At 70.6% G+C, this 14,470-nt stretch carries 10 protein-coding genes; 5 read left to right on the forward strand and 5 right to left on the reverse strand.

The genetic code is table 11. The annotated features are described in order from the left end of the window. The 5 genes from BKN51_RS34320 to BKN51_RS34340 are packed head-to-tail and all read left to right on the forward strand — an operon-like array spanning position 1 to position 8,817. Positions 1-1,470, forward strand: coding sequence for a TNT domain-containing protein (locus tag BKN51_RS34320; RefSeq protein WP_101611554.1), 1,470 nt, complete (start codon positions 1-3; stop codon positions 1,468-1,470). After that, a complete protein-coding gene (locus BKN51_RS34325) occupies positions 1,471-3,717 on the forward strand; it encodes an ADP-ribosylglycohydrolase family protein (RefSeq protein ID WP_101611555.1) in 2,247 nt (748 codons plus the stop codon). Positions 3,718-3,733: 16 nt separating this feature from the next. Beyond that, entirely contained in the window at positions 3,734-5,755 is a 2,022-nt protein-coding gene (locus tag BKN51_RS34330) for a YrhB domain-containing protein (protein ID WP_101613629.1), read from the forward strand. A gap of 4 nt (positions 5,756-5,759) precedes the next feature. Continuing rightward, the gene (locus BKN51_RS34335; RefSeq protein ID WP_101611556.1) at positions 5,760-6,848 is read left to right on the forward strand and encodes an ADP-ribosylglycohydrolase family protein; all 1,089 of its coding nucleotides are present in this window, start codon (positions 5,760-5,762) and stop codon (positions 6,846-6,848) included. Between the two features lie 40 nt (positions 6,849-6,888). Then, positions 6,889-8,817: a TNT domain-containing protein gene (locus BKN51_RS34340; protein ID WP_101611557.1), complete on the forward strand. Its 1,929-nt coding sequence runs from the start codon at positions 6,889-6,891 to the stop codon at positions 8,815-8,817. Positions 8,818-8,841: 24 nt separating this feature from the next. Here BKN51_RS34340 and BKN51_RS34345 read toward each other — a convergent pair whose 3' ends face one another. The 5 genes from BKN51_RS34345 to BKN51_RS34365 all read right to left on the reverse strand — a co-directional run bounded on the left by BKN51_RS34345 (position 8,842) and on the right by BKN51_RS34365 (position 14,339). Continuing rightward, positions 8,842-9,828 (reverse strand): LLM class flavin-dependent oxidoreductase, encoded by a 987-nt coding sequence (locus BKN51_RS34345; RefSeq protein ID WP_101611558.1) that lies wholly within the window; start codon positions 9,826-9,828, stop codon positions 8,842-8,844. A 19-nt stretch (positions 9,829-9,847) separates the two neighbouring features. Beyond that, the gene (locus BKN51_RS34350; RefSeq protein ID WP_101611559.1) at positions 9,848-10,699 is read right to left on the reverse strand and encodes a class I SAM-dependent methyltransferase; all 852 of its coding nucleotides are present in this window, start codon (positions 10,697-10,699) and stop codon (positions 9,848-9,850) included. 16 nt (positions 10,700-10,715) lie between these two features. After that, the gene (locus BKN51_RS34355; RefSeq protein WP_101611560.1) at positions 10,716-12,023 is read right to left on the reverse strand and encodes an ATP-binding protein; all 1,308 of its coding nucleotides are present in this window, start codon (positions 12,021-12,023) and stop codon (positions 10,716-10,718) included. 79 nt (positions 12,024-12,102) lie between these two features. Further along, the gene (locus BKN51_RS34360; protein WP_101611561.1) at positions 12,103-12,906 is read right to left on the reverse strand and encodes a DUF4241 domain-containing protein; all 804 of its coding nucleotides are present in this window, start codon (positions 12,904-12,906) and stop codon (positions 12,103-12,105) included. An 11-nt stretch (positions 12,907-12,917) separates the two neighbouring features. Then, complete coding sequence (locus BKN51_RS34365) at positions 12,918-14,339, reverse strand: CCA tRNA nucleotidyltransferase (RefSeq protein ID WP_101613630.1); 1,422 nt, start codon at positions 14,337-14,339, stop codon at positions 12,918-12,920. Positions 14,340-14,470 lie beyond the last annotated feature (131 nt).

Below are 14,470 nucleotides of genomic sequence, written 5' to 3' on the forward strand. Positions count from 1 at the left end.
GTGGAACAGCTCACTTCGGAACAACAGCGCGGGCTGCTGATCCAGATCGGCAGGCTCATCCTGGCGGGGATCACCGACCCCGCCCACGCCGCGGCCGCCGATTTCCGGCAGGCCGGAGAGCACACCGAGATCGAGGGCCACAACCTCACGCCCGCGCCCGAGCTGAACGAGCTCTTCGGCCGTCTTCGCGCCGGGATGTACGACACCGGCCGGGGGACCTGGTTGCAGTCGAGGTTCACGCTCAAACCCGACGGCACCTTCGACTTCGACTTCACCCTCGACGACGAACCTGCGTGGACCAAGGCACCGGCGTCTTCGGCGTACCCGGACGAGCTGGCCACGTTCCCGCGCGAGGACGAGCACGTCCCGGACTGGTGGCGGCTGCGCGCGCAGCTGCCGTTGCGCGTCGAGTTCCGGCATGCCCGGATCGTCGACGCCTACACCGAGGGCAAGCCGCCGGTGGTGGACAGACCGGAGCTGGACGAGTCCGAAGCGCCGCTGGTCGCGCAGTATCTCGAGCGCGAACCGGCGATCCTCTCGGGCAGCGGTCTCGGAAAGGACATCTTCGAGCCGGACGCCGACGGCGACGTCCCGGAGAGCTACCACACCGACGGCACCTGGATCTGGCACGCGTCCGTGCCGCACTACCTGCGGAAATACGGGATCCCGCCGGAACCGGAGCTGGTCGCGCACATTCGGGGCCAGCGGTTCCAGCCGCCGTACGTCGAGCACCTCGTACGGCGGACGGCGGAGGCGGACCTGCTCGGCAAGCCGAGGCCGAAACCGGGCCGCTCCGACGTCAAGAAGACCGAGGGCGACATCGCCGCGGAGCTGGAGACGTCGCCGAATCCGTCGCTGGCCGACGAAGAGCTCCTGGTCGTGCTGGTCAGCAGGCTCGGCGAGCACGCCGTCTGGCCCGAGGCGTACCGCATCGGCGACCGCGCCGACGGCGCCTGGTGCCTCAACTTCACCGAGAAGGGCTGGGAGGTCGCCGCGTACTCGGGCGGCGTCCCGGTGTCGCCGAAGTACTTCGACAAGCTCGAAGACGCGGCGCATCAGCTCCTCGGCGCCGTCCTGCTGCATCCGGCGAGGATGACGGCCGGACACGAAACACCGTTGGAGACCGCGAAGGAACTCGCCGACTGGCCGGTGCAGGCGGCGGCGGGTGAGCCTCCCCTCACCTTGCTCCGCAACAAGCGCGTCAGCCGGATGGTCGCCGGTACGGTCGTACTGCGGTTCGGCGAGGAAACCGGCAATCTGGTTCATCACGGAGGGGTACGGTTCGCCACGACGTCCCTGCCGCTGGAACGGGAACGCGCCGGTGGGACCTATCGGCTGCGCCGCCCGCTCCACGTGATCACCGGAGTCACCGTCCCTTGGGCGAACATGCCTGGTGGGGCGGTGGCCTACGTGCTCCCGAGGACCATCGCCGAGCACGTGTCCGACGGCAGCCTGGAGAGGATCGAGTAGGTGGAATCGGCGGAAGCGGTAGCCAAGGTCGAAGAGTGGCTGCGCGCGGTCCACGGTCCGGACGTGTCCGCACCGGGCGGCGCCGGCCTGCGCGTGCACCACGAAAAGGTCCTGCGCATCCCCGAGGGCTGGTCGGTCCCCTACAACACGATCGCCTTCCTCGACGAGGGTCATGCCGAGAAGGAGATCTTCCCGCCGCCGTCGGTGATCGTCCGCGAGCCGGACGGCGAGCTGCGCCAGGCGCATCCGCAGCCCGGCGGGCTCAGCGTCCCGGTCGCGTTCCCCGGCCAGGAGGCGTGGCGCGAGGTCGTCGACCCCGAGTACGCCAAGGCCGGGCTCGGTGACCTCGGGGTCCCGCCCGCGGTGGTCGCGGGCTGGGTCCAGGTCAACGCGGACGGCGTGCAGACCGGGCAGGAACGGGAGAACCCCGAGTACAAGGCCGGTCCGGTCCGCCGCGGTTACCCGAAGCCGGAGAACAAGCTCGAAACGCTGCTGTCGTTCGCCAGCGTCGGCTGGCTGACCAGGGAACAGCTGCTCATCGGGCTGCTGCGCTGCGAGGTCTACGTCCCGCTGGACCTGGCGTCGGGCAAGACGGAACGCTTCTACTTCAACGAGGAACGCGCCGAGCTGAGGGTGTTCAGCTCGTCCAGGAACCTCCCGTCCCGCGAGCACGGGTACTGGAAGGTCGACATCGCCACGCTGGCCGGGTACGAGAGCCCGCCGAACCTCGTGATCAACGGCGGGCCCGCGACGTTCGAGGACGTCGGCGGCGCGGAACTCGCCGGGACCGCGGCCAAGTTCCCGCGCCGGGACACCCCGGTCGACGTCAACGAACGCTGCCCGGAAGCGGATCCGGAACTGGAGACCCTCGCCGCCGAAACCGCCGCGAAGATGGGCCTGCCCGAACCGGTGAAGCCGCCGCTGCCCGCCGCCGAACGTGCCCGCCGCCGCGGCTTCGAACTGACCGTCGAGGAATGCCAGAAGACCGTCCTCGGCCAGTCGTGGTTGGCGGCGCTCAAGCGGCCGGAACCGCCGCGCGGCCGTCCGAACGACCTGCGGGCGAACGGGCTGGCCCCGAGCTACGACAACGAAGGGCAGATCCAGCCGCGCCTGGACACCTTCGGCAAGTACTTCGAGCGAGACCGCTCCAGCTCGCGCTACGGCTGGCAGCGCGTCACGGGCGCCTTCGTGGGCTTCGCGCTCGGCGAGGCGCTCGGGGCGGCCGTCGACCGGATGCGGCTCGACGAGATCCACGGCACCTACGGCCCGGACGGGGTCACCGACCTGCCGGTCGCGTTCGATCTGCCCGGCCGGATCGGGCCGCTCACCCAGCGGCTGCTGTTCTACACCGAGGCGGTGATCCGCAGCCCTCATCGCGAGCAGCCGGAGAACCGCAGTGCGGAACAGGCGCTCGGGACGGTCGCCCGCAACTCGCTGATGCGCTGGCTGCACACCCAGGGCGCACCGCTGGACAACGCCGACGGCTGGCTGGTGAAGGTGCCGGAGCTCCGCGTCCGCCGCACCCCCGACGACGCCGAACTGAACGCGTACCACGCGCTGGCGACCATCTCGCCGACAGCGATGCCGCTGAGCGGGCCGGACGCGCTGGTCGCGGCGCTGCCGGCGGCGATGACCGCGGCCGGGCCCGGCACCGCGATGAGCGGCGGGGTCCGCCAGGCGGTGCGCGACCTCGTTTCGGTCACCCATCCCGGGGAGATCGACGTCGAGGCGGCGACCTACCTGACCTGGCTGTTCGAACCCGCGCTGACCTCGGAGGCGTTCAGCTACCCGATCTGGAACACCTCCCGCGAGATCTTCACCGAGCAGAACCCGCACCAGCGGGGGCCGGTCTGGGCGGATCTCAAGGCGATGGTCGCGGAATCGGTGCCGTTCTTCGGCAAGCACGGCCTGCCCGATCTGCGCGTCCCGGAACTGATCGGCGACGGCAAGGGCACGCTTTCGGTGCTGGGCCGCGCGTTCGCGGCGCTGTCCGGTTTCGAGAACTACCCGGAGCAGGCGCTGCTACGGGCGGTCAACCACTCGGGCCGCAGCGCCATCACCGGGGCGATCGCCGGTGCGCTGCTCGGCGCCCGCACCGGCATTCCCGGTCTGCCGCAGAAGTGGGTCGAGCAGCTGGAACTGCGGTACCTGGTGGAGAACATCGCGACGGACGCGTTCTGGCACTTCGACCGCCATTCGGCGCTGCACGAGGTCGACGGCTGGGCCCAGCGGTATCCGCGCTGGTGAATCTGGAATGGGGACGATGAACGAAGAGGAAGCCGTCAGCCGCGTCGAGGAGTGGCTGACGGGCCGAGGTGGGGAGGGGACCGGCGCGCTGCGGGTCCGCCGCGAGTACGTCGTGCGCGCGACCGACGGCTGGAACGTCACCTACAACTCCGTCGGCTGGCTCGACGGGACCGACCCCGGCGCCGGGCTGTTCCCCAGCCCGGTCGCCTTCGTGCCGGACGACGGCGGGGAAATCCGGCTCGACCTGGAGCTGATGGCGGTTTCGGCGGCGGGCGGCGATGGCGACGACGACGCGTTCACCCGCTGGGCCGAGGTCGTCGATCCCGAGTTCGATCCTGCCGTGGCGCCAGGTCTGCCCGTCCCGAAGGCCGCGATCCTGCGCTGGGACCAGCACACGCTGTACGGCGAGCCGACCGGCGCCGTCCGCGCGAATCCGGATCACCGGCCGGGGCCGCGGTTCTCCGGACGGCCGAAGCCGGAGAGCGAGGTCGAGACGCTTCTCGGCTACCTCCGCGTCGAATGGATCACGCCGGAAGAGTTCGTCCACTGGATGCTCGATCTCGACGTGCTCGCCCCGGCGAAGGACGGCCACCTGCAGGTCCGCGACTTCGGCGACGCGGGCGCGAGGTTCGTCGTCTACACCTCCGAGGCGCAGATCCCGTCCGAGTACACGATGTGGCAGCGGATCCAGCCCCGCGTGCTCCTGCGACGCGCCAAGGACACCCCCGGGGTCGGCCTCCTGGTCAACCCGGGCAGGCCCGAGACCTTCAACGTCTACCCGGAAACGCTGCGGCAGGTCGCCGACCTCGAACTCCCGAAGGGCACCGAGCGCCCCGAGTCCGTCGGCCGCCCCGCGTACTTCAGCGGGGAGTACGACGGCGACGCCGTCGCGAACCTGCGCAGCCTCGTCGACCAGGCCAGGGACAACGGCTATTCCCTGAGCGCCGACGAGCTCACCCGCTACGTCCGTGCCGCGACGCTGTCGTTCGAGCGCTCCCGGGCGAAGCACGACGGCCGTCCGCTGCCGGAACTGCCCGAAGACCTGTTCGCCAACGGCCTGGTCACGCACTTTTACGACGACGGCGAACCGCGCCCGGCCGCCTGGACGTTCGGGAAGTTCTACAACCCGACGATCCCTGTCGGCAGCTTCGCGTACCCGCGGCTTCTCGGCGCGTACGTCGGCTTCGCGCTCGGAGACGCGCTCGGCTCCGGCGCGGATCCGGCGGACGGGTTGCCGCTCGGCGGGCTGACCCGGCAACTGCTGTTCCACACCGAATCGGTGATCCGCGGCCTGGATCCGACCCCGGACAAGGCCGAGATCCCGGCGTCGCTGCCCGCGGGCGGACGGCCGGACGGCTGGGTCGCCAAGGCCACCGAAGGCGCGGGCCCGGCTCCCGCCGAGTTCTCGACGATGCTGGCGACAGCGCTCGCCGCGACGGTGACCGGTGGCGTGGAAGGTCCCGCCGACAACGCCGTCTACGCGATGAAGGTGGTCCGTGAGCTGGTCGGTTCCGCGGCGGGCCACGAGGTCGTCCACGGCGCCGACCTGCTGGTGAACCTGTTCCGCGCCCAGTTGGCGGCCCGGAACGGCCAGCCCGCGGTGGCGAACTTCCTCGAAGGCTTCGGCGAGTACAACGGCGAGGTCGGCGACCTGGTCAAGACCGTGCTCGACCTCAGGAACGACATCGACGGCGAAGACGTCGAACAGTTCGACAGCATCGGGGACGGCCGGTCGCCGCTTTCGGTGCTGGGCAGGGCGTTGTTCGCCGCCGCCAAACGGGGCCACGACCCCGAGGCGGCACTGGCGCTGGCCGCTCGCGGCGGCTCGGTGACCGCGGCGCTGACCGGGGCGATGGTGGGTGCCAGGCTCACCGTGCCCGGTCTGCCGGAGTCGTGGCTCGCCGCTTTCGGCGAACTCGGCGTCGTCGACGGCCTGGCGGGCGACGCTTATTACTACTTCAACCGGTTCGGCCTGCCCCGCGAGCCCGAAGAGCGGCGCCGCTGGGACGCGAAGCGGTACCCACGAGGAGATCAGTAGACCAATGCGCGAGTGGCTTCACGATCCGGCGACCCGTTCGCGGCTGCGCGGCAGCCTCTTCGCCGGGGCTCTCGGCGACGCGCTCGGCGCGAAGACCGAGTTCGACTCGATCGACCGCATCCGGGAGATCGCCGGACCCGACGGGATCACCGGCCTCATCCCCGCGTACGGCGGGCTCGGGCGGATCACCGACGACACCCAGATGACGCTGTTCACCGTCGAGGGCCTGATCAGAGCCCACCACGGCACGGTTCCGGTCGAGCAGTCGCTCCAGCTGGCCTACCAGCGCTGGCTGCACACCCAGGGCGTCTCGTGGGAACGGGCACGCGGCCCGGAGAACACGAGCACGGAACCGGACGGCTGGCTGATCACCAACCGCGAGCTGTTCAGCCGTCGCGCGCCCGGTCTCACCTGCTTCAGCGAGCTGGAGGCGTACGGCAAGACGGGCGTGCGCGCCGGCATGGACAAGCCGGTGAACAACTCGAAGGGCTGCGGCGGGGTCATGCGCGTGGCGCCCATCGCGCTGTGGTCGGACGATCTCGCCGAGGTGTTCCGGCTCGGTGCCGAGTGCGCGGCGCTGACCCACGGTCACCCGAGCGGGTATCTCTCGTCGGGGGCTTTCGCGGTGATCGTGCACGAACTGCTGCTCGGGAGACCGTTGCTCGACGCCGTCGCGATCGCCCGTGCCGAACTGGAGAAGTATCCGGGGCACGAGGAGCAGAGCGTCGCGCTGGACGAGGCGCTCGCCTTGGCCGAGAAGGGAGCCCCGACGCCGGAGAAGCTCGAGACGCTCGGACAGGGGAACATCGGCGAAACGGCGCTCTCGATGTCGGTCTACGTCGCCCTGACCACCACGGATCCGAACACCGCGCTGCTCGCGTCCGTGAACCACAGCGGGGACAGCGACTCGACCGGATCGATCTGCGGGAACCTCGTCGGCGCGATGTACGGAGAGGAAGAACTCGACACGGATTGGGTCTCGAAGCTGGAACTGTCCGGGGTGATCGGTGCGCTGGCGGACGACGCGCTCGCGGAGTTCGGCGGGAACGCGCCGGGTGACGACCGGTGGTACGCCCGCTATCCGGCCCACTAGATTTACCTCCGGTTTGGGGAACTTGGGGAGGGGACACATCGTGCGTTACCGGGTTCAAGCGGCGGAGCGGCCGGACGGCCTGTACGCCGTCTGGGGGGAAACCGTCTTCGCGGCCCAGCGGTCGACCGAAGACGGCACGCTGCTGCTCATCGCGCCGCCGGGGGAAGCGGCGCCCGAGGGCTTCGATCGTGAGTGGGACGGCCGCGCCGCCCGGGTGGTGCTGAACGGCGAGGTCGGCGCGACCTTCAGCCTGCAGACGCACGGCCGGTTCGACGACGAGCACTTCCAGATCGCGCCGCACACCGGCGGCGGCGATCTGACCCTGCGCTGGGCGGGCGAGGACGCGGCCCGCGCGGCCGAACTGGGCCTGACGGACTTCTCGACCACGGCCGCGCCGTCACGGCTGACGGCGCTGTGGCAGACCAGGCACGACTTCGTCGAGACGCCGGAAGCCCGGCCGGAGATCGGCACGGGCGACCAGCCCCCGCTGCTGCGCGCCATCGGCCGGACCCTGCTGCGGGTGCTGCCGCCGGGCTGGCAGCGCGTCGGCGCCCAGTTCCGGCAGGTCGGGGACTACGCCGAACTCGAGGTCCGCTCGGTCGGCGACGAGGGCAACGGCCCGGTTTCGGTGTCGATCGCGGCGCCGCCGGAGCTCGGCACGCTGTTCGCGCGGCTGCGCGCGGCGATGCACACCCCCGAGACCGGCACCTGGTTCCAGGGCACCTTCACGCTGGACTCGGAATCGCATTTCGACTTCGACTTCGACGCCGAACAGGAACCGACCTGGCGGCTCGCGCCGAACGAGGGCGGGAAGCCGACGCCCCGCGCGTACGCGACCGAGCTCGTGATCTTCCCGCGCGACCACAAGCACGTCCCGGCCTGGCTCGCGGCCAAGGCCGGGCTGCCGCTGGACGTGGCGTTCCGGCACGCGAAGATCGCCGACGCGCACAACGAAGGCGAACGCCCGGTCGTCAACCGGCCGCCGGTGCCGCCGGACCAGGTCCGCGGCGTGCTGGACTACCTCTTCCGCTCGCCGGTGGCGCTGTCCCGGCCGGGTCCGCAGCCCGACATCTTCACCCCGAACGGCCCGCCGGACGTGCCGAACGCGTTCCACACCGACGGCGTCTGGATCTGGCCCGCGGCCGTCCCGCACTACCTGCGCAAGTACGGGGTGCCGCCGGAGCCGGAACTGGTCGAGCACATCCGGGCCGCCGGGTTCCGGCCGCCGCTGGTCGGCGAGCTGGTGCGGGCGACCGCCGAGGCGGAGATCGTCGGCAAACCGCGGCCGCCGCAGACCGAAGCGGATCTGCCGGACGAAAGCGTCCGCACCCGCGTCGAACGTGACGGCGAGCCTGGCCGCGACATCCGCGCCGTCGAGGTGCTGGACGTCCTGTACCAGCGGCTGGCCGAGCACGGGGTCGCACCGACGTCCTACCGGATCGGCGCCAACGCGGTCCCGGAACCGGGGCTCTGGACCCTGCGCCGCGCCGAGAACGGCTGGGAGGTCTCGCGTCCGCCGACGGACGAGCCGGTGGCGTTCGCCAAGCTCGAAGAGGCGGCGCGGTTCTTCCTCGGCACCCTGCTGCTGTATCCGGCACGGGCCACCGTGGGCGCGAGCGAGGAGGCCGACAACCCGGCCGACTGGCCGATCCTGCCGCTGCGGGGCGAGCCGCCGCTGAACTTCTTCCGGCGCAAGCGGATCGTCGTGCTGCCGGCGGGCACCACCGTGCAGCGGTTCGGGAACGAGACCGGCAACCTCGTGCACGCCGAGCCGGCGCGGTTCGTCGAGACGTCGCTCGCCGCGGACCGCGAACGGGAACACCGCCTGTACCGCGTCCTGCGGCCGCTGCGCGTGGTCACCGGGATCACCGCACCGTGGAACGGGACGCCGGGCGGGGCCGTGGCCTACGTGCTGCCCCGGCCGATCGCCCAGCACCTCGAAACAGGCGCGCTTTCGCGGGTCCAGTGACCGTTTAGTCCTCTGGATGCGGTCCTAGAACGCCTCGGCGACGAGTTCGTAGGACCTCGCCCGCGCACCCAGGTCGTACACCGGTGTCGTCAGCATCAGCTCGTCGGCACCGGTGGCCTCGGCGAGGTTCTTCAGCGAACTCACCGCCTTCTCCGGCCCGCCGTGCGCCTGCACGGCGGTGAACTGCGCGATCAGCTCCGCCGACTCCGGCGCGAACTCGTGGGCCGCCGCCTGCCGCAAGGTCGGGAAGGCGAGATCACCACCTTCGCCCTTGAGCAGGTACGACTTGATCACCGCGCACGGACCGGCGAGGTACGCCGCTTCGGCGTCCGTGTCCGCGCAGATGGTCTCGACGCAGAGGATCACGTACGGCTTCTCGCGCCACTGGGACGGCTTGAAGTTCTCCCGGTAGGCCTGCAGTACCTCGGCCGTGTTCTGCGGGCGGATGTGGTGCGCGACCGCGATCGGCAGGCCGAGCTCGGCGGCGAGCCCGGCACCGGCCGCGCTCGAACACAGCAGCCACGGTTCCGGCGTCGGCACCTCGCCGGGCAGCACCCGGATCCCGGTCTCCCCGGCCAGGTGCCGCAGCAGCTCGGCGACGTCGGCGCGGTACTCGTCGTCCGTCGCCGGATCCGCGCCCCGCCGCAGCGCGCGGATGATCTTCTCGTCGAAGGTGCCGGGACCACGCCCGACGCCGAGGTCGATCCGGCCGGGGTGCAGCGCGGAAAGCGTCGCGAACTGCTCGGCGATCGCGAGCGGGGCGTGGTTCGGCGCCATCACCCCGCCGGACCCGATCCGGATGGCCGACGTCACCGCCGCCAGATGCGCGGCCAGCACCGGCGGCGAGGACGTCGCGATGGCGGGCGAACCGTGATGCTCCGCGATCCAGACCCGGTGATATCCCAGTTCCTCCAGTTTCCCGGCGACGGCGGCCGTCGACGCGAGTACTTCGGTGGCCGCGCGGCCCTCTTCGACGACGGCGAGTTCGAGCGCGGAAAGCAAGATCCCCATGCCCCCAACGTAGCCAAACTCAGGACGCGGTGATGAGCACCGCGGGAGACCACCAGTAGTCGGCCAGCGGCTCGATCCGGATGCCGGTGAAGCCCGCTTCCTTGAGCTGCGAAGCCCAATCGGTGGCGGGCTGCTCCCAGTTCGTCCGGTCCGCGCCAGGTTTGACCAGGCCCAGCAGGATCGGCAGCAGGAATCCCTGCGCCACCAGCGACGCCTCCTTGCCGTACTCCGAGATCCCGCGTTCGTAGCGCGTGACCAGCGAAAGCAGGTACTCGTCGGAGTCTTCGTCGTACTCGGGCACGTCGAACTCGGCGAGCACCAGGCAGGCGGTGCGGGGCCTGAGCGCCCGCAGGACCTCGGTGCGCTCGGCGGTCGGGATCGACTGGAGCGCGAAGGTCGACTGCGTCAGCTGCCACTGCCTGTCGTCGTCACGGGCGAGGAACTCCTGCGCGGTGTCGTCCCAGGTGTGCAGACCGTGGGTGCCGTCGAGGTGCTTGCGCGTTTCGGCGAGCAGCGCGCCCGACGGCTCGACGAGGTCGATCCGGCCCGGCTGCCGGTCCGCCTGTTCGAGGGCGGGGATGACGGCGAGCCCGTCGCCACAGCCGAGGTCGAGCAGTGAGCCGACGCTTCCGTAGCGCTTGGCGAGCATCGCGCTGAGTTGGCGGTAGAGCTTGACGTTCCCGCCGCCGCGGATGAACGCGGTGAACGCGGCGGGCTGGTCGTAGACACCTCCGCCGCCGCCTTCGGTCAGGTACCGGTGCAGTTCGATGCCGAGCGTGGATCCGGCCCGCTCGGCGAGGTCAGCTGCCTTGGCCCGGTCACCGTCGCGGTACGCGGTGAGCGCTTTGGCCAGGACGTCCGTTTTCTTCATGTTCTCCTGTTTACCGTCAGAACGGCACCCAGAGGGTGACTCTGGTGCCATTGCCCGGAGCGGACTCCACCCTGGCGGTCCCGCCGACCTCGTTCAACCGGGCGGTGATGGACTCGCTGATCCCGAAACCGGCGGGCCGGGAGTCGAGACTGAACCCGGCACCGTGATCGCGGGTGATCACCGCGACGCCGCCTTCCTGCTCTTCGACGCGCACGACGACCTTGTCCGTCCCCGCGTGCTTGAGGGTGTTGCGCAGGGACTCGCGGACGGCGTCGCGGATGGCGATCTGCCGGACCTCCGAGAGGGTGTCGTCGTCGAGTTCGGCGATCACGAGCTGGGCGCGCAGGCCGTCCCGCGCCATCTCCGCCGCCAGCGACGCCAGTTTCTCGCCCAGTGGCCGGGAGCCTGCCTCCGACCGTTCCGAAGCCTCGGTCTCGATCGTCTGCCGCAGCTCCATCGACTGCGCCCGCGCGAGCCGCTGCACCTCGGCGAGCCGCTCGGCCGGGTCTTCCTTGTTGGCCAGCGCGATCGCTTCGAGGGTCTGCAGCACGGAGTCGTGCAGCACCCGGTGCTGGCGGGCGCGTTCGGCGAGCCGTCCGTTGCGGATGCCGTACGCGAGGGCGAGCCGCGTGCCGAGCCCGATCAGCACGAGCGCTCCGGTCGCGGTGAAGAGCACGCCGAGGATCGACGGGAAGGTGGCCAGCGCGTCGCCGGGCGCGCCGTGGCCGGTGGCGAACAGGGACGCGAGCATCCGGATCGGGAAGCCGACGATGGCCAGTGCCGCGGCGGCGGGCATGCCCAGCGCCAGTGCCAGCAACGCGACCTCGCCGAGCAGATGTTTGCCGGGCACCGCCATCGCCTCGGTGAACACCGAACCCGGCACGAGCGCGCCGATGGCCAGCGGCGCGAGCAGCGTGAACACGAGGTCGACGGCCAGCAGCCGGGCCGCGTGGTGCGGCTGGAACGGCGCCGAGCGCAGCATCCAGCGGATCCCGTACAGACTCAGCGCGACCGACCCCAGCGTCACCAGCCCGACCGGGCCGATCCCGGTCATGCCGTGCGCGGAGACGTAGACGCCGAACGCGCCGGGAACCGCGAAGAGCCGGTAGACCAGTGGGACGAGCGCGACGTAGCGGGCGGCCCGGAGCAGGAGATTGTCGCGATGCGCCGGGTCGACGGGACCCGACATCTGCTGGATGCGCCGGAGCGCGCGGATCGGCGTCGGGTCGCCGACCTCGTCGGACAGCTCACTCGTCGCCGTGGCCAGCGCGGGCGCGCCTCGACGCAGCAACGTCACCAGAAAACTGGGCGGCCGCTTCGCCATGGATTTTCCCCCTACCAGGAGCACCGGCAGGAGTATCGCCGTTTACTCCATGTGGATCCAGAGACCAACGGTGTTTATCTCAGCTGATGACGTGGAAATCCGTGACGAACCGGGCGACATCGCCCTTCGCCGTGTAGCCGATCCAGGTCGGATAGCTGCCGTCTCCCCAGCCGGAGCCGAACGCGGAGACGTTCAGCCCGCTGACCGGATCGCGGACGAGTGCCGCCTCCGGGCCGTCCAGCGCCTTGATCAGCGGACCTTCCAGGTCTTCTCCGACGAGACGGCACAGCGCCGGGACCGCGTCCGCGTCGACGAAGGCGCCGAGCCCGGCGTCGACGCCGTATCCGTAGAACTCGTTCGGCCCCAGTTTCGCCGGATCCTCGCCCTTGACCAGCGCGAGCTCCCAGCGGGTGACCGGCTCCGGCCGGATCGTCAGCCGGGCCGCCACGACCCGCAGGTGCTCGGTGGGACCCGCGATCCGGACCTTCGCCACGGAAACCGGGTACGCCCCCGGCGGCACGCGGACGACGAACGGCACCGGCGGCTCGGTGAGGTCGTTGATGGTGGTCGGGTCGCCGCCGAGCACCCGGCCGCTGGGCAGGTCGAGGGCGCCGAGTTCGACGACCTCCACGACGGCGGGTTCCTTGCCCGCCAGGACCTCACGGCCGGTCCGGAACAGCTCGTCGAATCCGTCGCGGCGCAGTGGCGGGGCGGGTTCGGCCGGCTGCGCGAAGACGACAGCCTGGACCGGCTTCGGATCGCACGAGAAGTCCTTCGGCACCGGCGCGGCGACCGGACGGCCGGAGAACACCGCGATACCCGCGCAGGTCGCGACCAGCGCCAACACCACCAAGCCGATGGCGAGCTTCGCTCTGACCCCCATGGGTGAAGACGCTAGCCGCCGACACCGTTCTCGGCGGCCCACTTCTTCAATTCGGCGACGGCGTCGTCGTGCTCCAGCGGACCGCGGTCGAGCCGCAGTTCCTTCAGGTGCTTCCACGCCTTGCCGACGTCCGGCCCCGGCTTGAGGTCGAGGATCCGCATGATCTCCTCGCCGTTGAGGTCCGGCCGGACCCGGTCGAGGTCCTCCTGCGCCTGGATCGTTTCGATCCGCCGCTCGAGGTCGTCGTACGTCGCCTGCAGCGCGGCCGCCTTCTTCCGGTTGCGCGTGGTGCAGTCCGCGCGCACCAGCTTGTGCAGCCGGGGGAGCAGGTCACCCGCGTCGGTGACGTAGCGCCGCACCGCCGAATCGGTCCACTCGCCCTTGCCGTACCCGTGGAACCGCAGGTGCAGGAACACGAGCTGGCTGGCGTCCTGAATGATCTCCTTCGAGAACTTCAGGGCACGCAAACGCTTGCGCGCCATCTTCGCGCCGACGACCTCGTGATGGTGGAAGCTCACGCCGCCGCCGGGCTGGAACTCGCGCGTCGCGGGCTTGCCGACGTCGTGCAGGAGCGCCGCGAGCCGCAGGATCAGATCCGGCTCGGACGTCGGTTCGTGCGTTTTCTCCAGGTCGATCGCCTGCGCGAGCACGGTCAGCGAGTGCTGGTAGACGTCCTTGTGCTGGTGGTGCTCGTCGATCGCCAGCCGCATCCCGGGCACCTCGGGCACCACGCGGTCGGCGAGGCGGGTGTCGACCAGCAGCTCGATACCCGGCCGGGGGTCGTCCGCCAGCAGCAGTTTCGACAGCTCGGCCTGGACGCGCTCGGCGGTGATCCGGTCGATCTCCTCGGCCATCGACGTCATCGCGTCGATCACCCGCGGCGCCGCGGTGAAGCCGAGCTGCGCGGAGAACCGCGCGGCCCGCAGCATGCGCAGCGGATCGTCGGCGAAGGACTCTTGCGGGGTCGCGGGCGTGTCGAGTACCCGGTCCCGCAACGCCTGGAGCCCGTCGTACGGGTCGACGAAGGTCTGGTTCGCCAGGTCGATCGCCATCGCGTTGACCGTGAAGTCACGGCGGAGCAGATCGCCGTCGATGCTGTCGCCGAAGGTGACCTCGGGATTGCGGCCGACGCGGTCGTAGTTGTCCGCGCGGAACGTGGTGATCTCCAGGGTCATGCCCTGTTTGGTCACGCCGACCGTGCCGAACGCGATACCGACGTCCCACACCGCGTCGCCCCAGGCACCGACGATCTTGAGCACCTGGTCCGGCCGCGCGTCGGTGGTGAAGTCGAGGTCGCTCGACAGCCTGTCGAGCATCATGTCGCGGACGCTCCCGCCGACGAGGTACAGCTTGTAGCCCGCCTTGGCGAAGAGCTTCGCGAGCTCGTCCGCCAGCGGGGAGATGCGCATCAGCTCCGTCACAGCGTTCTGCATCGCAGTGCTCTTCCCCGCAATCGCCTGCCCGGCGACCACCTTGTTCACGACAATCCCACCACGATTTGGATGTACTTACCGAGACACTTACTACGACCCGGCCCAACACGGGCACGGAGAGCCAGCGTACC

Origin of the sequence: Amycolatopsis sp. BJA-103 (assembly GCF_002849735.1) — a bacterium.
Lineage (GTDB): Bacteria > Actinomycetota > Actinomycetes > Mycobacteriales > Pseudonocardiaceae > Amycolatopsis.